Here is an 18,967-nt window from a genome sequence, read left to right as displayed (position 1 = left end):
CTTCGATGAACTGAAGCAACTCGCTGTCGAACTCTGCATAACTCTTTGTTTACCAACGAGTTTTCCGTTTCGACTGCGCCGGAAGTGGGGCGAATTATAGACTTCCAGAATTTGCCGTCAACACCTTTTTCATATTTCTGTCATATAGGTCAAAAAGGCCACAAAACGCAAAAGCCGGCCCCAAGGGGCCGGCTTTTCACTACAACGCCTTACAAACTAGGAAAGGCAAACTGCGAGGCTTCATGGCTGGCCCGTTGCGGCCAACGCTGGGTAATCGCCTTGCGCCGGGTATAGAAACGCACCCCATCGGGCCCATAGGCATGCAAGTCGCCAAACAACGACCGCTTCCAGCCACCAAAGCTGTGATACGCCACAGGCACCGGCAGCGGAACGTTAACACCGACCATACCGACTTCAATCTCGTCACAGAACAGGCGCGCCGCCTCCCCATCACGGGTGAAGATGCAGGTGCCATTGCCATACTCGTGATCATTGATCAGTTGCATCGCCGCTTCCAGGCTATCAACTCGCACCACACACAACACCGGCCCAAAGATCTCTTCTTTATAGATGCGCATCTCAGGGGTCACACGGTCAAACAGGCTGCCGCCCAGGAAGAAGCCCTCTTCATGTCCGGCAACACTCAAGCCACGTCCGTCCACCACCAGCTCGGCACCCGCCGCCACACCGTCTTCTATATAGCCACTGACTTTGTCCCGCGCCTGGCCAGTCACCAAGGGCCCCATATCCAGACCACACGAAGTGCCTGCACCGATCTTCAGTGCCTTGACCTGCGGCACCAGCTTGGCAATCAACGCATCCGCCACCTGGTCACCCACGCACACGGCCACCGAGATCGCCATACAGCGCTCACCGCAGGACCCATACGCCGCGCCCATCAAGGCGCTCACGGCGTTATCCAGATCCGCATCCGGCATCAGCACTGCGTGGTTCTTCGCCCCACCCAGCGCCTGCACGCGTTTGCCGCGTTTGGTCGCTTCGGAGTAGATGTATTCGGCAATCGGCGTCGACCCTACAAAGCTCAACGCTTTCACTTCCGGTGCTTCGATCAGCGCATCCACCGCGCCCTTGTCACCGTGTACCACGCTCAACACGCCTTTAGGCAGGCCAGCCTCCTGCAGCAACTGTGCAATGAGCAGCGTCGAACTTGGATCACGCTCCGAGGGTTTCAGGATGAAACAGTTACCGCACACGATCGCCAGCGGGTACATCCACAACGGCACCATCGCCGGGAAGTTGAACGGGGTGATACCGGCCACCACGCCCAACGGCTGAAAATCCGACCACGCATCAATGTTCGGCCCCACGTTACGGCTGTATTCGCCCTTGAGAATCTCCGGCGCCGAACAGGCGTACTCCACGTTCTCGATCCCGCGCTTCAATTCGCCCGCAGCGTCTTCCAAGGTCTTGCCATGCTCTTCGCTGATCAACTGCGAGATACGTGCCTCGTTCTGCTCCAGCAATTGCTTGAAACGAAACATCACCTGAGCACGCTTGGCCGGTGGGGTATTACGCCAGGCCGGGAAGGCAGCCTTGGCCGAGTCGATTGCACGTTGAATGGTTTCGCGGCTGGCCAACGGCACCTGATGAATCACCTGGCCGGTGGACGGGTTATACACATCGGCAGTACGACCGGACTCACTGACCAACTGGCCGTTGATCAAATGCTGGATAAGGCTCATGCGGGGCTCCTGAAAAGTTGTTCTATATAGAAGGAGAAATCAATCGATCTTGTTCAGCACTTCGCCGACCGCATCGAACAGGCGATCCAGGTCCTGCGGCTTGCTGTTAAAGGTTGGCCCGAACTGCAGGGTGTCACCGCCAAAGCGCACGTAGAAACCGGCTTTCCACAAAGCCATGCCAGCCTCGAATGGACGCACGATGGCATCACCGTCACGCGGGGCAATCTGGATTGCACCGGCCAGGCCGTAGTTGCGAATGTCGATCACATTCTTGCTGCCCTTCAAACCGTGCAGCGCATTCTCAAAGTGCGGGGCGACTTCGGCTACGCTCTGCACCAGGTTTTCTTTCTGCAACAGGTCCAACGCCGCCAGGCCAGCGGCGCAAGCCACTGGGTGCGCCGAGTAGGTGTAGCCGTGGGGGAATTCCACCGCGTACTCCGGCGTCGCCTGGTTCATGAAGGTCTGGTAGATCTCGCTGCTGGCAATCACCGCGCCCATCGGGATCGCGCCATTGGTGACTTGCTTGGCGATGCACATCAGGTCCGGGGTCACACCGAAGCTGTCAGCACCGAACATCGAGCCGGTACGGCCGAAACCGGTGATCACTTCATCAAACACCAACAGGATGTTGTGCTGGTCGCAGATCTCACGCAGACGCTTGAGATAACCTTGCGGCGGCACCAGCACGCCAGCGGAGCCGGCCATCGGCTCGACAAACACCGCAGCGATGTTCGACGCGTCATGCAATTCGATCAGTTTGAGCAGCTCATCGGCCAAGGCGATACCGCCCAGCTCCGGCATGCCACGGGAGAAGGCATTGCTCGCCAGCAAGGTGTGAGGCAGGTGGTCAACATCCATCAAGCCCTGACCAAACAGCTTACGGTTACCGTTGACGCCACCCAGGCTGGTACCGGCAATGTTGACACCGTGATAACCACGGGCGCGGCCGATCATTTTGGTCTTGGTCGCCTGGCCCTTCAGGCGCCAGTAAGCGCGCACCATCTTCACTGCGGTATCGGCGCACTCGGAGCCGGAATCAGTGAAGAACACGTGGTTCAGGTTGCCTGGGGTCAGGTCGGTAATCTTTTCTGCCAGTTGGAATGACAATGGATGACCGTATTGGAAGCCCGGGGAGTAGTCCAGGGTGCCCAATTGCTTGGACACAGCTTCCTGGATTTCCTTGCGGGTGTGCCCTGCGCCGCACGTCCACAGGCCCGACAATGAGTCGTACACCTTGCGGCCCTTGTCATCGGTCAACCAGCTGCCTTCGGCGGCCACGATCAGGCGCGGGTCACGCTGGAAGTTACGGTTGGCGGTGTAGGGCATCCAGTGAGCATCCAACTTCAGTTGGCTGGCCAGGGACGAAGGGGCGTTTTCGGGCATGTTCATCAGCAAAACCTCGCAAGGCAAAAGGCAGCGTCGGGATTGAAAAGCGTTCTTGCAGCTAAATTGCCACGGGGATAAAGTCGGTGAAATTCAACTCTTCTAACCTTCAGTTAGGCCTTCACTAAACTATGAGCATCCGTCGACCCGATCCTCTGGCCCAAGTCAGCGACTTCGATATTCGCCTGTTGCGCATTTTCCGCAGCGTGGTGGAGTGCGGTGGCTTTTCGGCGGCGGAAACCGTACTGGGTATCGGCCGCTCGGCTATCAGCCAGCAAATGAGCGACCTGGAGCAACGCCTCGGATTAAGGCTGTGCCAACGCGGGCGCGCCGGGTTCTCCCTGACCGAAGAAGGCCGTGAGGTTTATCAATCGGCCCTGCAGCTATTGAGTGCCCTGGAAAGTTTTCGCACTGAGGTGAACGGACTGCACCAGCATTTGCGCGGCGAGTTGATCATCGGCCTCACCGACAACCTCGTCACCCTGCCCCATATGCGCATCACCCATGCCCTGGCGCAGCTGAAGGAACGCGGCCCGGACGTGCAAATCCAGATTCGCATGATCGCCCCCAACGAAGTCGAGCAAGGTGTACTCGACGGCCGCCTGCATGTCGGTGTGGTGCCCCAGGCCAGCGCCTTGTCGGGCCTCGAATACCAACCGCTGTACAGCGAGCGCTCGCTGCTCTACTGCGCGGTCGGCCACCCATTGTTTTATGCCGACGACAAGCAACTGGACGACACCCGTATCGACAGCCAGGACGCCATCGCCCCAACCTTCCGCCTGCCCGCCGACATCCAGGCCCATTACCAGGCACTCAACTGCACCGCCAGCGCCTCGGACCGCGAAGGCATGGCCTTCCTGATTCTCACCGGCCGCTATATCGGCTACCTGCCCGATCACTACGCCAGTCTTTGGGTACAACAAGGCCGACTGCGCGCGCTGAAACCGGCTACCCGTTTTTACGATTTAAGCCTCGCATCGGTCACGCGCAAGGGGCGTCGCCCTCATTTGGTGCTGGAAAGCTTTCTCGAGAGTCTGGCGGCAACGCGCTAACGCGCGCCTTTCGCTAAAAGCTGAGCAACTGGACAGCTTTTTGCAAGGGAGCAAGGACCTTGAACCGTCCGCCTCGAGTTTGCCCGCCATGCCACCAGAATCCTCCAGCCCCAGCGACCTGATCTACGGCCTCAACGATCGCCCCAAACCGATCCCCGCTCTACTGGCAGCCCTGCAACATGTGCTGGCTGCCTTCGTCGGCATCATCACTCCACCGCTGATCATCGGCTCCACCCTGGGCCTCACCGCCCACCTGCCCTACCTGATCAGCATGGCGTTGATGGTTTCCGGCGCAGGAACGTTCATCCAGGCGCGTAGACCTTTTGGTATCGGTGCCGGGATGATCTGCCTGCAAGGCACCAGCTTTGCGTTTCTCGGCGCGGTGTTGTCGGCGGGGTTCCTGGTGAAGCAACGTGGCGGCAGCCCGGAGGACATCATGGCGATGATCTTCGGCGTGTGCTTCTTCGGCGCGGCGGTACAAATTGTGATGAGCCGGTTTATCGGGCAACTGCGCCGAGTCATCACGCCATTGGTCACCGGAATCGTCATCACCTTGATCGGTATCAGCCTGATCAAAGTCGGCATCACCGACCTTGGCGGTGGTTTCAACGCCCCCGACTTTGGCGCGCCGACCAACCTGGCCCTGGGCCTGTTCGTGGTGCTGACCATCATCCTGCTGAACCGCTCGAACACCCCGTGGGTGCGCCTCTCGGCGATCATCATCGGCCTGGCCCTCGGCAGCCTCGCGGCATGGTTCAGTGGCAAGCTGGTGCCGCAAGCCTTGCCCGACCTGCCGCTGGTCAGCCTGCCGATACCGTTTCGCTTCGGTTTCAATTTCGACTGGAGCGCCTTCCTGCCCATCGCGCTGATTTATCTGATCAGCAGCATCGAAACCGTCGGCGACCTCACCGCCAATTGCATGATCGCTCGCCAGCCTATCAGCGGCCCGTCTTATATAAGCCGGCTCAAAGGCGGCGTACTCGGCGATGGCGTGAGTTGCATGATCGCCGCCACCTTCAGCGCTTTCCCTAACACGACCTTCGCGCAGAACAATGGCGTGATTCAACTCACCGGCGTGGCCAGCCGCTACGTCGGCTTATACATCGGCGTGGTGCTGTGTTGCCTCGGCTTGTTTCCGCTGATTGGCGCCGTACTGCAGCAAATCCCCAAGCCGGTATTGGGCGGCGCGACCCTGGTGATGTTCGGCAGCGTGGCCGCCGCCGGTGTGCGCATCCTCGCGCAGGCACCGCTGGACCGGCGCAGCATGCTGATCATCGCCACCTCATTTGGTGTCGGCCTGGGCATTGCCGCCCAGCCGAACCTGCTGCATTTGATGCCGCCCTTGGTGCAAAACCTGTTCGACTCGGCCATCACCAGCGGCGGCCTGACCGCTATCGTGTTGTGCCTGTTATTGCCGGAAGCCAAAGCAACATCAGTTGCCGCAAACCACGCACTGGAAAGCGACACGCTGGAACCGCTTTGACGGTTTTATTGCATCGGGACTTGTCTGAGGCTTGAGGGTGGGTTATCTGTGCACACGTCGTCTCTATCGATCAGCACGGAAACCTCCATGAGCCTCGAAGTTCCTGCCCACAGCAACCACGCCGGTAAACCCGCCAGCCGCATTCGGCAAAAGAACGAACAAGCGATTCTCCAGGCTGCTGAAGACGAGTTCGCGCGCCATGGCTACAAAGGCACCAGCATGAACACCATTGCGTCGAGTGCCGGGCTGCCCAAGGCCAACTTGCATTACTATTTCACCAACAAGCTCGGCCTGTATATCGCGGTGCTCAGCAATATCCTCGAACTGTGGGACAGCACCTTCAATGCGCTGACCGCCGAGGACGACCCGGCCGTGGCGCTCACCCGCTACATCCGTACGAAGATGGAGTTTTCCCGGCGCCATCCGCAAGCTTCGCGGATCTTCGCCATGGAAATCATCAGTGGCGGCGAATGCCTTACCGAATATTTCAGCCAGGACTACCGCGCCTGGTTCAGCGGTCGGGCAGCCGTGTTCCAGGCCTGGATCGACGCCGGCAAGATGGACCCCATCGACCCCGTGCACCTGATCTTCCTGCTGTGGGGCAGCACCCAGCACTACGCCGACTTCGCCACCCAGATCTGCCGTGTCACCGGGCGCACCAAGCTGACCAAGCAAGACATGGAAGACGCCGGCACCAACCTGATCCACATCATTCTCAAAGGCTGTGGCATCAAGCCGGCCCTATAAACGAAGCGATTTATGCCTTTCACGCTCACAGGCCTTTGCGAATTTCGTGAAGAAATACGCAAAAGCCGCTTTATCACCCTGGCGGCGCCGATCACCAGCCCGCAAGACGCCCAGGCGTTTTTCGAGCAGCACAGTGACCTGAACGCCACGCACAACTGCTGGGCCTGGAAACTGGCCGACCAGTACCGCAGCAATGACGATGGTGAGCCCGGCGGCACTGCCGGGCGACCGATTCTGGCGGCCATCGAAGCCCAGGGGTTTGATCAAGTCGCGGTACTGGTGATTCGCTGGTACGGCGGCATCCAGTTGGGCACCGGCGGCCTGGCCCGTGCCTACGGCGGCGGTGCAAACAAATGCCTGCAGACTGCCGACCGCATCGAGTTGATCAGCCGCGTACCGCTGAGTTGCGCCTGCGGCTTTTCCGAATTGAACCTGGTGAAACTGCGCGTTGCCGAACTGGGCGGGCTGGTGATGGAAGAAACCTTCACCGCCAACGGCGTCGAGTTACAGCTTGCGCTGGGAGAAGCACACATCGACACGCTGCAGACTCAACTCGCCGACCTGAGCCGTGGGCGTATCCTGCTGGAACGCTGAAACTGCCCACATCTACTGTGCACCCGCCTGTGGATAACCTGAGCACATCCGCCTGTAACCCTTCTGTCACAAGGCGTTGCGCGCGCTGTTCACTTTTTGTCCAATGAGACTTCGCGCCATTTACCCAAGTCTGCGCTAATGTAGTTCGCTCAATTCCCTGAACCGCGACGTCAAAGGAAGCCCTGCATGTCTACGCCAAAAACTGCACTGATCATCGGCGCCTCGCGCGGACTGGGCCTTGGCCTGGTCAAGCAATTGCTCCAGGACGGCTGGGACGTGACCGCCACCGTGCGCGATCCGAACAAGGCCGATGCCCTGAAATCCGTTGGCCCGGTACAGATCGAGAAACTGGACATGGACGATCAGCAAGCCGTGATCGCCCTGAGCCAGCGCCTCAAGGACCGCACCTTCGACCTGCTGTTCGTCAACGCGGGCGTCAAAGGCCCGGCCAATCAGGAACCCGGCCACGCCACCCTGGCGGAAGTCGGCCAGCTGTTTTTCACCAACGCCGTCGCGCCGATCAACCTGGCCCAGCGTTTTGTCGGGCAGATCCGCAAAGACAGCGGCGTTCTGGCCTTCATGAGCTCAGTGCTCGGCAGCGTGACCATTCCCGATGGTTCGGACCTGGCGCTGTACAAGGCCAGCAAGGCCGCACTCAACTCCATGACCAACAGCTTTATCACCCAACTGGGCGACCACAAACTCACCGTGCTGTCGCTGCACCCGGGCTGGGTGAAGACCGACATGGGCGGCGAAAACGCACAGATTGATGTCGACACCAGCGTGCGCGGCCTGGTGGATCAGGTGAATGCCTACACAGGCAAGGGCGGCCATCATTTTGTCGACTACAAAGGCGACACCATCGCCTGGTAAGGACCACGGTTCAACAGGTGGGAGGGCGCGCGACTTGCTCCCTCCCACACTGATCGCACCCGATTTCCTACACCTAGACCAGATCGCGAACTACACGTAATCTAGCCACCTCGCCTTTACCGGCGACCCTGGATCAGCAGACAGGGCAACACTGAGCTGGCAAACCTGAACCCATCATTCAGAGGAGCCGGCCAATGCCTGCGACCCGTATCTGGTTAAAAAACCCCCTCGCGATTTTCACTGCCAATGGCCTCGATGCCCGTGGTGGCCTGGTGCTGCAAGACTGTGTGATCACCGAAGTGCTGGGCTGGGGCCAAGAGCCCGCAGTACCTTGTGGACAAGTGTTCGACGCCCGTGAGCACGTGATTCTTCCCGGCTTGATCAACACTCACCACCATTTCTATCAAACCCTGACACGCGCCTGGGCGCCGGTCGTCAATCAGCCGTTGTTCCCGTGGCTGAAAACCCTGTATCCGGTTTGGGCACGGCTAACCCCTGAAAAACTCGCCCTGGCCTCAAAAGTCGCGCTCGCGGAACTGCTGCTCTCGGGCTGTACCACGGCAGCCGATCACCACTACCTGTTTCCCGACGGTCTGGAAAATGCCATTGACGTACAGGTGGATAGCGTGCGCGAACTGGGCATGCGCGCCATGCTCACCCGAGGTTCCATGAGCCTGGGCGAAGCCGATGGCGGCCTGCCGCCGCAACAAACCGTGCAACAAGGCCAAGTCATTCTTGAAGACAGCCAACGCCTGATCCGCGAATACCACCAGCGTGGCGACGGCGCGCAGATCCAGATTGCCCTGGCGCCCTGCTCGCCGTTTTCCGTGACGCCGGAAATCATGGAAGCCAGTGCCGAACTGGCCAACAGCCTCGACGTGCGCCTGCACACTCACCTGGCGGAAACCCTCGACGAGGAAGACTTCTGCCTGCAGCGTTTCGGCCTGCGCACCGTGGATTATCTCGACAGTGTCGGCTGGCTCGGCCCACGCACCTGGCTGGCCCATGGCATTCACTTCAACCCGGATGAAATCGCGCGCCTGGGGGCTGCAGGCACGGGTATCTGCCATTGCCCGAGTTCAAATATGCGCCTGGCTTCCGGAATCTGCCCGACCCTGGACCTGCTTGCCGCCGGTGCGCCCATTGGCCTTGGCGTGGACGGTTCCGCCTCCAACGATGCGTCCAACATGATTCTCGAAGCCCGCCAGGCCCTGTACATTCAGCGCCTGCGTTACGGCGCCGAAAAGATCACGCCTGAAGGCGTGCTGGGCTGGGCGACCAAGGGCTCGGCGCAACTGCTGGGGCGTACGGACATCGGTGAGTTGGCGGTAGGCAAACAGGCTGACCTGGCGCTATTCAAACTCGACGAGCTGCGTTTCTCCGGCAGCCACGATCCGATTTCGGCGCTGCTGTTATGCGGCGCCGACCGTGCGGACAGGGTGATGATTGGCGGCAAATGGCGAGTCATCGACGGCCAGGTTGAAGGCCTGGACCTCAAAGGCTTGATCGCCGACCACACCCAGGCGGCGCGGCAGTTGATCGCCGGAACCTGAGTCAAACATAAATCAAAATGTGGGAGCGGGCTTGCCTGCGACAGCGGTATGCCAGTCGACGCTGAAGGTGACTGAACCACCGCCATCGCGGGCAAGCCCGCTCCCACATGAGTTCTTCGGCACTACTAAATCGGTTACAACCCAAGCAGCGACAGCATGATAAAGGTCGCAAACAACACGAAATGGGTCATCCCTTCGATGGCGTTGGTTTCGCCATCGTTGAGGTTGATCGCGCTGACGACCAGCGTGATCAACACCATCACGGTCTGCACCGGCGTCATCGCCATCTGGAACGGCTGGCCGGTGTAAAGCGCCATGGCCTCCATCACCGGCACCGTCAGAATGACGGTCGACAATGAAGCGCCCAAGGCGATGTTCACGACAGATTGCATACGGTTGGCCAGGGCCGCGCGCAATGCAGTCAAAATTTCCGGTGCCGCCGAAATGGCCGCGACCACAATTGCCGTGATGACCGGCGGTGCGCCGGTGCCTTCCAGGCCCAGGTCGAGGGTCTTGGACATCACCTCGGCCAGCGCGCCGATCACAATCACCCCGAACACCAGCGTACCGATGGAGAACGCCAGACTTATCGGCGGTTCCTGCTGTTCTTCAGGCTGTTTTTTGCGGCGTTTTTCCGGGTAGCTGTAGCTGAAGAAATAGCTGTGCGGCCCTACCTGCATGCGCAGAAACAAGGTGTAGAGCACCACCATCGCGCCGATGGTGAAGGCCGAGTAAATTTTCCAGTCAGCCTCTGGGATAAATTCCGGCACCACCATCGACACGCCCATCGCGGTGAGGATCATCACACTGTAAGTACGTGCCGAATCGTCGTTGTAGGACTGCTCGCCATGCTTGATGCCGCCCATCAATGCGGCCAGGCCGAGGATGCCGTTGATATCGAGCATCACCGCCGAATAGATGGTGTCACGCACCAACGTGGGCGACGGCTCGTTGCTCATCATGATCGCCAGGATCACCACCTCCACCAGCACGGCGGCGAGCGTCAGGATCATGGTGCCATAGGGGTCACCGACTTTTTCCGCGAGTTGTTCGGCATGGTGCGCCACGCGCATCGACGCCACGACGATAAAGCCGATCAGTGTTACGCCGGCCAGCAGCGCCACCATTTGCCCGTTGTGGAGCATCCAGTGCTCCAGCGGGTAGGCTGCGATGGCGGCAATCAGCGCCAGCAGCATGTATTTTTCTTGCTTGAGGGATGTGAGCATTCCGGGCCTTTTCATACGGCTAATCAGTCATTGATGGGGTACAGACTGCACCACGCTGCTAACGTTTCGTTACACCTTAGTTCACAAGGCCTATACGTGAAGAAAAACGAATACTCTCCTGCTGGTCAGGTTTTGCCGATTATTTCAGCCATGGCCTGTAGAATGCCGCCATTGCACCTGATGAGAATTTAGACATGTACGATTGGCTCAACGCCCTGCCCAAGGCTGAATTGCACCTGCACCTGGAAGGCTCGCTGGAGCCTGAGTTGCTGTTCGCCCTGGCCGAACGCAACAAGATTGCGCTGCCGTGGAACGACGTCGAAACCCTGCGCAAGGCCTACGCCTTCAACAACCTGCAAGAGTTTCTCGACCTGTATTACAAGGGCGCCGATGTGCTGCGCACCTCCCAGGATTTCTACGACCTGACCTGGGCCTACTTGCTGCGCTGCAAAGAACAGAACGTGATCCACACCGAGCCATTCTTCGATCCGCAAACCCACACCGACCGTGGCGTGCCATTTGAAGTGGTGCTGAACGGCATCGCGGCGGCACTCAAAGATGGCGAACAGCAACTGGGCATCACCAGCGGCTTGATCCTCAGTTTCCTGCGCCATTTGAGTGAAGCCGAAGCCGAGAAAACCCTCGACCAGGCGCTGCCGTTCCGTGACGCGTTTGTGGCCGTGGGCCTGGACAGTTCGGAAATGGGTCACCCGCCGAGCAAGTTCCAGCGTGTGTTCGACCGTGCCCGTCATGAAGGCTTCCTCACCGTGGCCCACGCCGGCGAAGAAGGCCCGCCCGAGTACATCTGGGAAGCCCTCGACCTGCTGAAAATCCAGCGGATCGACCACGGCGTGCGCGCTATCGAAGACGAGCGTTTGATGCAACGGATCATCGACGAGCAGATCCCGCTGACTGTGTGCCCGTTGTCCAACACCAAGCTGTGCGTGTTCGATGACATGGCTCAACACAACATCCTCGACATGCTCGAACGTGGCGTGAAGGTAACCGTGAACTCGGATGATCCGGCGTACTTCGGCGGTTATGTCACCGAGAACTTCCACGCGCTGCACACCTCGCTGGGCATGACCCAGGACCAGGCCAAACGCCTGGCGCAGAACAGCCTGGATGCGCGGTTGGTAAAGCCATAAGCAACTACAGCTGACGCAACAGAGATCAATGTGGGAGCTGGCTTGCCTGCGAAGGCGGTGTATCAGTCAGCCATCTATAGCCTGGCCTACCGCTATCGCGGGCAAGCCCGGCTCCCACATTGACCTCATCAGTCTCACGCCTCGGTGAGCTCTTCCAGCGTCTTGCCCTTCGTCTCCTTCCCGAACACCCACACCACCAGCGCCGCCACCGCAAAGCACAGCGCGCCCAGGGCAAACACCCCGCCCTGCCCGGTTATCGGGAACACCAGCCCGGTCACCAACGGCCCCAGCAATGACCCGACCCGGCCAATCGCCGACGCAAACCCGGAGCCCGTCGCCCGCGCCGAGGTGGGATACAGCTCAGGCGTGTAGGTGTACAGCACCGCCCACATGCCAAACAGAAAGAACTGCATCAACAACCCTGAAGTAATCAGCAGCCCTACGTTGCCGCCGAATACCGCACTTTGCCCATACAAAAACGCCATCACCCCGCCGCCCAGCAATGTCACGACGCACACCGGTTTGCGCCCCCAGCGTTCCACCAGCCAGGCCGCCATCAGGAACCCGGGAATCCCGCCCAGGGAAATGATCACCGTGTAGTACACCGACTGCGTCACGGCAAAACCCGACTGCTGCAATAACGCACTCAGCCAGGACGTCAGCCCGTAGAAGCCGAGCAAGGCAAAAAACCACACGCTCCAGATCATCATCGTGCGCTGGCGGTACTGCGCCGACCACAATTGCTGAAACGCCGAGAAAAAAGTGCCCGGCACGCTCTCCACACGTGGCAAGGCAATCGGCTCCGGCAAGTCAGCGCGGCCCAGGGACTCGCGCACTTTGCGCTCAATGCCCTGCAACACCTTATCCGCCGCCTCATGCCGCCCTGCCTGCTCAAGCCAGCGCGGCGACTCCGGGATAAAAAATCGAATCGCCAACACAAACACCGCCGGCACCGCCAACACCAAAAAGATGTCCCGCCATCCAATCACTGGCAGCAGGAAATAAGACAGCACACCCGCCGCGACAAAACCCAAAGGCCAGAAGCCATCCATCAAGGCGATATAGCGCCCGCGCCCTTTGGCGGGGATCAGTTCTGAAAGCATCGACTGCGCGATCGGAAACTCCATGCCCATGCCGATCCCCAGCAGGATGCGAAACAGCGTCAGCGTCTCCACCGTCTGCGCCGTGGAACACAGGTAGCTGGCGATGCCCCACAACACGATGCTCCACTGGAACACCGGTTTGCGCCCAAAACGATCAGCCAACATGCCGGATAAAGAAGCACCGACCACCATGCCGAAAAAGCTCGAACTGGCGAGTAACCCCGCCTGGGCAGTGCTCAGGCCGAACTCGGTTTTGATCGAACCTAAAAGGAAGGTCATCATCGCCAGGTCCATGGAGTCGAAGAAAAACGCCAGGGCGATGATGATGAAGATGATTCGGTGGTAACCGCTGATGGGCAACCGTTCCAACCGTTCCGCTGCGCTATAGCCTTGCATACCCATGCCGCACCCCTGTGTGAAAAATCCCCAAAGCGAGTGTGCGGCATCGTTTTGCCCGGTTATTGCTGGATACGACCTGACTGAAACTCTGAACGACGCTTGCGTCTATCCCGCAGTCAGCCGGTTGATTTGCGCAAGCCCGATATCGGTCACCGACAAAGCGCAGGACTCGTTGATCACGTTGATCCATCCGGACTGTAAAAAGAGTTGCAACAGCCCCACCCCCAACGTGCCCCCCAAGTGCGGTTGCTGCTGACTCCAATCAACACAGTCGCAGGCCAGGGGTGCTGCCAGTGCCTGGGTAAAAATACCCAGGCCCGCCAGATGCTGAGCGCCCTTGACGGTGACGTCGGTGCGCTGTTCATGACGGTTGATCCAGCCTGCTTCCAGCATCCGCCGGTACAGCCTTGCCGCCAACTCACCGCCCAGATGCCCATGACATAACCGGGCATGACGCAATGATGCCGGGGCTGCCAATGCCTGCGGCACAGCCAGCGGTGAACCACGCGCCGCGCTGGCCATGGTGGTACTGGCCAAGGCATCGATAGCGGCACTCACATCGGTAGCCGCTACACGATAGAGCCGCTTGCCACGCCGAGCCTCGATCCGCAGCAAACCGCCGCCCGTCAGACGTGCCAAATGCGCATTGGCCGATGCCGCTGACAGCCCGGCGAGTGTCGCCAACTCATCCGAAGTCTTTGCCGAGCCGTCCATCAAGGACCAGAGCATCGCGGTGCGCTTGGGTTCAGCGAGCAAGCTGGCGATCTGACTGATGCAAGGTGCTTCTTCCATGTATTCACTCCTTGTTAAATCATTTGTCTGCTGCGGTTGGAACCGAAGTATAAGGGCGCAAACCGCCCGCTCCGCGGCGTCTGACAGCGCGGATTGGGACAGGATCTGAGTGAAATTTCCTGCTGTAGTGAAGGCGATTACGCAGTACGCAATGGCCCCGGCCGTTGCGCGGTCAAAACCGCACAACGGGACACGAGCATTTCCCGCAGCAGGTTAATGGGTTTGCTCAATTGCGCACGGTGGGCGCACAGCAAATTGAGCGGCGTACGCTCGCCGCGCAACTCCGGCAGGATCAAGCGCAAGCGCCCGGCCAACACGTCGCTGCTCACATCCAGCCAGGATTTGTAGGCAATGCCGACCCCCGCCACTGCCCAGCGGCGCACCACATCGGCGTCGTCACTGAAGCGGTCCCCGGTCACCGTCAGGCTGACCTCGCGTTTGCCATCGTGAAAACTCCAATGGTCATGCACACGACTGCCGAGCATGTACAACAGGCAATTGTGCTGGGCCAGTTGCTCCAGATGGCGGGGTTCGCCATGCCGGGCGAGGTAGCTGGGTGCGGCGCACAGCACCCGGATATTATCCGGGGCGATGGGCAGCGCGATCAGGCTGGAGTCTTCAGGCTCGCCGTAGCGCAGCGCGATGTCCACCGGCTGGCGGAACAGGTCGGCCATCCGGTCGCCGAGCAGCAGGCGTATGTTCAGTTGCGGGTATTCACGCTGAAACTCATCCAGCCACGGCAACAACTGATTACGCCCGAAGTCCGAAGGTGCCGACAGTTGCAACACGCCGCTGACATGGTCCTGCCCGCTGGCCAACAAGCGCCGCCCTTCGTCCAGCGAACTCAACGCGGCGCGGGCATATTCCAGGAAGCCCTCGCCCTCGGCAGTCAAACGCAGGCTGCGGGTGGAGCGTGCCAGCAAGCGTGCACCGAGTTGCTGCTCGATACGCTTCAACGCGGCGCTGGCTACCGCGGGCGACAGGTCCATCACCCGTGCCGCCGCCGACAAACTGCCCAGGTCCGCCGCCCGCACAAACAACTGCAAATCATCAAAGCGCAGCATGCATTCCCACCCACTATCAAAATTCTATTGAAACAGACTGCTGTTTTAGCCGCTTTTATCTTGATGGGAAATAGCCAATCATCTGCCCATCCCGTTCATCACGTGCCAGGAGTCGAATATGTCCGCTGCCTTTAACGTCATCGCCACTCTGATCGCCAAACCCGGCCAACACGCCACCCTCGAGCCCCTGTTGCGCGATTTGCTGGAACCGACCCGCCTCGAAGCCGGTTGCGAGCAGTACGACCTGCATCAGGACCTGCAACACCCCGAGACCTTCTACATGCTCGAACGCTGGAGTGACGAGGCAGCGCTGGCCGATCACGACCAGAGCCCGCATATCCAGAACTTCCGCGCCAAGGCTGCCGATGTGATCGAACACTTCGAACTCAAGCGCCTGAAGTTTCTCGCCTGATTACCGCCTTTTTCCGGAGCCCCCATGAAAGCTATTGCCTACTACGCCTCACTGCCGATCAACGATCCAAAATCCCTGCAAGACATTGAACTGCCAGAGCCCGTCGCCGGCCCACGCGACTTGCTGGTGGAGGTCAAAGCCATCTCGGTCAACCCGGTGGACACCAAGGTGCGCCAGAACGTAGCCCCGGAAAATGGCGCCGCCAAGGTGCTGGGCTGGGACGTGGCCGGTGTGGTGAAGGCCGTCGGCAGCGAAGTGACGTTGTTCAAAGCCGGTGACAAGGTGTTCTACGCCGGCTCCCTGGTCCGCCCGGGCGGTAACAGCGAGCTGCACATGGTGGATGAACGCATCGTCGGCCACATGCCCAAAAGCCTGGGTTTCAGCGATGCCGCCGCGCTGCCGCTGACCGCCATCACCGCTTGGGAGCTGCTGTTTGAGCGCCTGCAAGTACGTGAAGGGAAACAGGACGAAGGCCAGAGCCTGCTGGTCGTCGGCGCCGCTGGCGGTGTGGGTTCGATCCTGACCCAACTGGCCAGCCAGCTCACCGCGCTGAAAGTCATCGGCACCGCCTCGCGCCCGGAAACCCAGGAATGGGCAAAGGCGCTCGGCGCCCACCTGGTGATCGATCACAGCCAACCGTTGAGCGAAGCGCTGAAAAACGCCGGCCACCCACACGTGACCCACGTCGCCAGCCTGACCCAGACCGACCATCACCTGGACCAACTGGTGGAAGCCCTGGAACCTCAAGGCAAGCTGGCGTTGATCGACGACCCCAAGGCGCTGGATGTGAGCAAGCTCAAGCGCAAGAGCCTGTCGCTGCACTGGGAGTTCATGTACACGCGCTCGATGTTCGAGACGCCGGACATGATCGAACAACACAACCTGCTCAACCGCGTGGCAGAACTGATCGACGCCGGCACCTTGAAAACCACGGTGGGCGAGCACTTCGGTGTGATCAATGCGGCAAACCTGCGCCGCGCCCATGCGCTGCTGGAAAGCGGCAAGGCCAAGGGCAAGATTGTGCTGGAAGGGTTCTAATAGAAAGTCTGTCGGTGTGGTCCATTATTCATGTGAGTAATGGACCACACCGCTAGTCAGAGAGTTGATCTTTGTCATATTTGTGAGCGCATTCGGGTTTATATTGGCCGCCTTTGCCACGATTCTTTTACGTGAGGAAGTCAGCAATGAAGATCCTGATAAGAGCGTTAGCAAAATCCCCAGGCAACAAATGGCAAGTCAGCCTCGACGGCGACGCCTTCACCTTCCGCAATGAAGCCGAGGCCCGTGCCTTTGCCGACACCCTGCAGGCGCGTATCCAGGCGCCCCACCGCATTCCCCTCAGCCAGCAACGTTCCGCCGCTGGCTGATCCGTACCTCAGACCTGCGCCTGTGCGGCCCTCGCCCGTTGCAGGCGCTGGGTCGACATTGCAATGGTCACCGCCAACACACCGCACACGCTGATGACAATCGCCATCGGCATGGCCGTGCCGTCATGCAATACGCCCACCAGCGACGCCGCGCCCGCCGCCACACCAAACTGAATGCAGCCAAGCAGCGCCGACGCACTGCCGGCCCGCGCACCCTGCCCGCTCATGGCGCAGGCCGAGGTGTTGGGCAAAATGCAGCCCAGGCTTGCGATGCAGATAAACAGCGGCACGAGCAATGGCCACAAGGCTTCAGTACGCAGGGCGGCAATGCCCAGCAGCGTCAACGCTGCCGCTACGTAGACCCACACCGTGCGCGACAGCAAAAACGCCGGGCCACGCTTGGCCAGCAAGCGCGCATTGAGCTGTGCTACCAGGATAAATCCGGCGGCGTTGGAGCCGAACAGCCAGCCGTAATGCTCGGCAGGCACACCGTACAGCTTGATGAATACGAACGGTGAGCCGGCGATGTAGGCAAACATCCCGGCAATCGAGATGCCGCCGGTCAAGGCGTAGCCGAGGTAAACCCGGTCTGACAACAGCGCGGCGTAGCGGCGCAGTGACCCGGACAACGGCTGGCGAGGCTGGTTGGCCGGAAAGGTTTCCGGCAACCCGACGGCCACGGCAATGGCCGCCATGACGCTGAACACCGACAACGCCAGGAAGATCGACTGCCAACCCCACAACCCGACCATCACCCCACCCGCCAAAGGCGCGAGGATCGGCGCCAGGCCGGTGACCAGCATCAGTTGCGAATAAACCTTGGCCGAACCCACGGCATCACATTTATCGCTGACTACCGCCCGTGAAATCACCATGCCCGCGCAGCCACCAAGGGCCTGCACGAAGCGCGCGCCGATCAGCCATTCCAACGACGGCGCATAAGCGCAGGCGAAGGACGCCAAGGTAAACAGGGTGACGCCGCTGAGCAGCGGCACGCGCCGACCAAAGCGGTCCGCCAGTGGGCCGTAAATCAATTGGCCGATGGCCAGGCCGCCGAAATACACCGCCAGGGTCAGCTGGATATGTTTTTCATCGGTCGCGAAAGCCGTGGCCATTGCCGGAAAGCCCGGCAGGTAAAAGTCGATCGCCAACGGCGCGAAGGCGCTCAAGGCGCCCAGGATCAGGATTATGCGGAGGTTCATCAGACACCCAAGTGAGTCGGCAGCCCGACAGTCTAGCCGCGCTTGGGTGCCCTGAACATTACGATAGCTCGCTAACTATCAAAAAACTCAAGCAAGCTTGGCGTTGTAGCCTTCTTCAGTGATCAGGCTGATGACCTGATCGGCAGACAGATGGCTATTTTCAACACTCACTGCTTTCGCCGCCAGGTCGACCTTGACGCTCGCCGCCGGGTCCTGGCTTTGCACCGCCTGGGTAACCGCCCGGACGCAATGGCCGCAGGTCATTCCTTCAACGCTGAATACTTGCATGACATGACTCCTTTGATGAGGTTGTGGCCAGTTTTGACCTTGCCACGATGGCAAGGTCAAGCGTTGAAACTGTCGGCCGGGCTGGTATTCAGCCGCCGCCTCGGCCAAGCTTCATTTCTCTTAGATATGAACCACGGAGCATTCGCCATGCGCTGGTCGTTTTTTAGCCTTATCGGCCTGTTGAGCTTGTCTGCCGCTGCGCCCATGGCCTGCGCCGATGAGGATTATGCGGTGCTGATCATCTCCCGCGAACGCCTGGAAGTACCGACCAACTGCGAGATCGGCCTCTACATTCAGGACCAGTTGGCCGGGCGCCTGTTCCAGGAACAGGCCACCTCGTTTAACTTGCCTGCCGGCAATGTGTCGCTGCGCCTGAAGCTGCTGCCGGGCCAATCGCCTGGTTGCCTGCCGGGCATGCTCGCCCCGCCGGCGCAGAACATCACGCTGAAAGCCGGCGACATACGCAAGTTGCGGATCGCCCAAGGCCCGGACGGTATGTACCTGAAACCCGCTGCACTGGAATATTAAAGGCGCTTGACCTTCCCCACAGGTCAAGGTTGATCCTAGGGGCAACTTCT

19 protein-coding genes are annotated in these 18,967 nt (G+C 60.0%); 11 read left to right on the top strand and 8 right to left on the bottom strand.

Going from position 1 to position 18,967, the window contains the following annotated elements:
• Positions 1 to 209 precede the first annotated feature (209 nt).
• On the bottom strand, positions 210 to 1,703 hold the full coding sequence (locus tag A7J50_RS03295) for a CoA-acylating methylmalonate-semialdehyde dehydrogenase (protein ID WP_053254187.1): 1,494 nt from the start codon (positions 1,701 to 1,703) through the stop codon (positions 210 to 212).
• 39 nt (positions 1,704 to 1,742) lie between these two features.
• On the bottom strand, positions 1,743 to 3,092 hold the full coding sequence (locus A7J50_RS03290) for an aspartate aminotransferase family protein (RefSeq protein WP_064450534.1): 1,350 nt from the start codon (positions 3,090 to 3,092) through the stop codon (positions 1,743 to 1,745).
• A gap of 125 nt (positions 3,093 to 3,217) precedes the next feature.
• On the opposite strand from A7J50_RS03290, the gene A7J50_RS03285 reads away from it, so the two are divergent.
• The 6 genes from A7J50_RS03285 to A7J50_RS03260 all read left to right on the top strand — a co-directional run bounded on the left by A7J50_RS03285 (position 3,218) and on the right by A7J50_RS03260 (position 9,388).
• Positions 3,218 to 4,138, top strand: a complete 921-nt coding sequence (locus A7J50_RS03285) for a LysR family transcriptional regulator (RefSeq protein WP_064450533.1) — start codon at positions 3,218 to 3,220, stop codon at positions 4,136 to 4,138.
• A gap of 88 nt (positions 4,139 to 4,226) precedes the next feature.
• Complete coding sequence (locus A7J50_RS03280; RefSeq protein WP_064450532.1) at positions 4,227 to 5,621, top strand: uracil-xanthine permease family protein; 1,395 nt, start codon at positions 4,227 to 4,229, stop codon at positions 5,619 to 5,621.
• An 87-nt stretch (positions 5,622 to 5,708) separates the two neighbouring features.
• On the top strand, positions 5,709 to 6,368 hold the full coding sequence (locus tag A7J50_RS03275) for a TetR/AcrR family transcriptional regulator (RefSeq protein WP_053254183.1): 660 nt from the start codon (positions 5,709 to 5,711) through the stop codon (positions 6,366 to 6,368).
• Positions 6,369 to 6,380: 12 nt separating this feature from the next.
• Positions 6,381 to 6,962, top strand: a complete 582-nt coding sequence (locus tag A7J50_RS03270) for an IMPACT family protein (RefSeq protein ID WP_064450531.1) — start codon at positions 6,381 to 6,383, stop codon at positions 6,960 to 6,962.
• Positions 6,963 to 7,148: 186 nt separating this feature from the next.
• Entirely contained in the window at positions 7,149 to 7,835 is a 687-nt protein-coding gene (locus tag A7J50_RS03265) for an SDR family oxidoreductase (RefSeq protein ID WP_064450530.1), read from the top strand.
• Positions 7,836 to 8,029: 194 nt separating this feature from the next.
• On the top strand, positions 8,030 to 9,388 hold the full coding sequence (locus A7J50_RS03260) for an 8-oxoguanine deaminase (RefSeq protein ID WP_064450529.1): 1,359 nt from the start codon (positions 8,030 to 8,032) through the stop codon (positions 9,386 to 9,388).
• Between the two features lie 134 nt (positions 9,389 to 9,522).
• Here the strand turns inward: A7J50_RS03260 and A7J50_RS03255 are convergent, their stop codons facing one another.
• The gene (locus A7J50_RS03255; protein WP_064450528.1) at positions 9,523 to 10,614 is read right to left on the bottom strand and encodes a calcium:proton antiporter; all 1,092 of its coding nucleotides are present in this window, start codon (positions 10,612 to 10,614) and stop codon (positions 9,523 to 9,525) included.
• Between the two features lie 194 nt (positions 10,615 to 10,808).
• Between A7J50_RS03255 and A7J50_RS03250 the strand changes: the two genes are divergently transcribed.
• A complete protein-coding gene (locus A7J50_RS03250) occupies positions 10,809 to 11,762 on the top strand; it encodes an adenosine deaminase (RefSeq protein WP_064450527.1) in 954 nt (317 codons plus the stop codon).
• A 134-nt stretch (positions 11,763 to 11,896) separates the two neighbouring features.
• Here the strand turns inward: A7J50_RS03250 and A7J50_RS03245 are convergent, their stop codons facing one another.
• The 3 genes from A7J50_RS03245 to A7J50_RS03235 all read right to left on the bottom strand — a co-directional run bounded on the left by A7J50_RS03245 (position 11,897) and on the right by A7J50_RS03235 (position 15,120).
• Complete coding sequence (locus A7J50_RS03245; RefSeq protein ID WP_064450526.1) at positions 11,897 to 13,267, bottom strand: MFS transporter; 1,371 nt, start codon at positions 13,265 to 13,267, stop codon at positions 11,897 to 11,899.
• A 102-nt stretch (positions 13,268 to 13,369) separates the two neighbouring features.
• Positions 13,370 to 14,056 (bottom strand): ArsR/SmtB family transcription factor, encoded by a 687-nt coding sequence (locus A7J50_RS03240; protein ID WP_064450525.1) that lies wholly within the window; start codon positions 14,054 to 14,056, stop codon positions 13,370 to 13,372.
• A gap of 137 nt (positions 14,057 to 14,193) precedes the next feature.
• Entirely contained in the window at positions 14,194 to 15,120 is a 927-nt protein-coding gene (locus A7J50_RS03235; RefSeq protein ID WP_064450524.1) for a LysR family transcriptional regulator, read from the bottom strand.
• 118 nt (positions 15,121 to 15,238) lie between these two features.
• Between A7J50_RS03235 and A7J50_RS03230 the strand changes: the two genes are divergently transcribed.
• The 3 genes from A7J50_RS03230 to A7J50_RS03220 all read left to right on the top strand — a co-directional run bounded on the left by A7J50_RS03230 (position 15,239) and on the right by A7J50_RS03220 (position 16,899).
• The gene (locus A7J50_RS03230) at positions 15,239 to 15,532 is read left to right on the top strand and encodes a putative quinol monooxygenase (protein ID WP_064450523.1); all 294 of its coding nucleotides are present in this window, start codon (positions 15,239 to 15,241) and stop codon (positions 15,530 to 15,532) included.
• Between the two features lie 24 nt (positions 15,533 to 15,556).
• Positions 15,557 to 16,570, top strand: coding sequence for a zinc-binding alcohol dehydrogenase family protein (locus A7J50_RS03225; protein ID WP_064450522.1), 1,014 nt, complete (start codon positions 15,557 to 15,559; stop codon positions 16,568 to 16,570).
• A gap of 146 nt (positions 16,571 to 16,716) precedes the next feature.
• Positions 16,717 to 16,899, top strand: a complete 183-nt coding sequence (locus A7J50_RS03220) for a hypothetical protein (RefSeq protein ID WP_064450521.1) — start codon at positions 16,717 to 16,719, stop codon at positions 16,897 to 16,899.
• An 8-nt stretch (positions 16,900 to 16,907) separates the two neighbouring features.
• Here A7J50_RS03220 and A7J50_RS03215 read toward each other — a convergent pair whose 3' ends face one another.
• On the bottom strand, positions 16,908 to 18,101 hold the full coding sequence (locus tag A7J50_RS03215) for a multidrug effflux MFS transporter (RefSeq protein ID WP_064450520.1): 1,194 nt from the start codon (positions 18,099 to 18,101) through the stop codon (positions 16,908 to 16,910).
• A gap of 87 nt (positions 18,102 to 18,188) precedes the next feature.
• Positions 18,189 to 18,389 (bottom strand): heavy-metal-associated domain-containing protein, encoded by a 201-nt coding sequence (locus A7J50_RS03210; protein WP_064450519.1) that lies wholly within the window; start codon positions 18,387 to 18,389, stop codon positions 18,189 to 18,191.
• Between the two features lie 147 nt (positions 18,390 to 18,536).
• Here A7J50_RS03210 and A7J50_RS03205 point away from each other — a divergent pair, with 147 nt between their 5' ends.
• The gene (locus tag A7J50_RS03205; RefSeq protein ID WP_053254169.1) at positions 18,537 to 18,917 is read left to right on the top strand and encodes a hypothetical protein; all 381 of its coding nucleotides are present in this window, start codon (positions 18,537 to 18,539) and stop codon (positions 18,915 to 18,917) included.
• The last annotated feature ends 50 nt before the right edge of the window (positions 18,918 to 18,967 follow it).

It is taken from the genome of Pseudomonas antarctica (assembly GCF_001647715.1).
Taxonomy (GTDB): Bacteria; Pseudomonadota; Gammaproteobacteria; order Pseudomonadales; family Pseudomonadaceae; genus Aquipseudomonas; species Aquipseudomonas antarctica_A.
The sequence above is the reverse complement of the archived record's forward strand: the minus strand, read 5'-3'. Positions and strand labels throughout refer to the sequence as shown.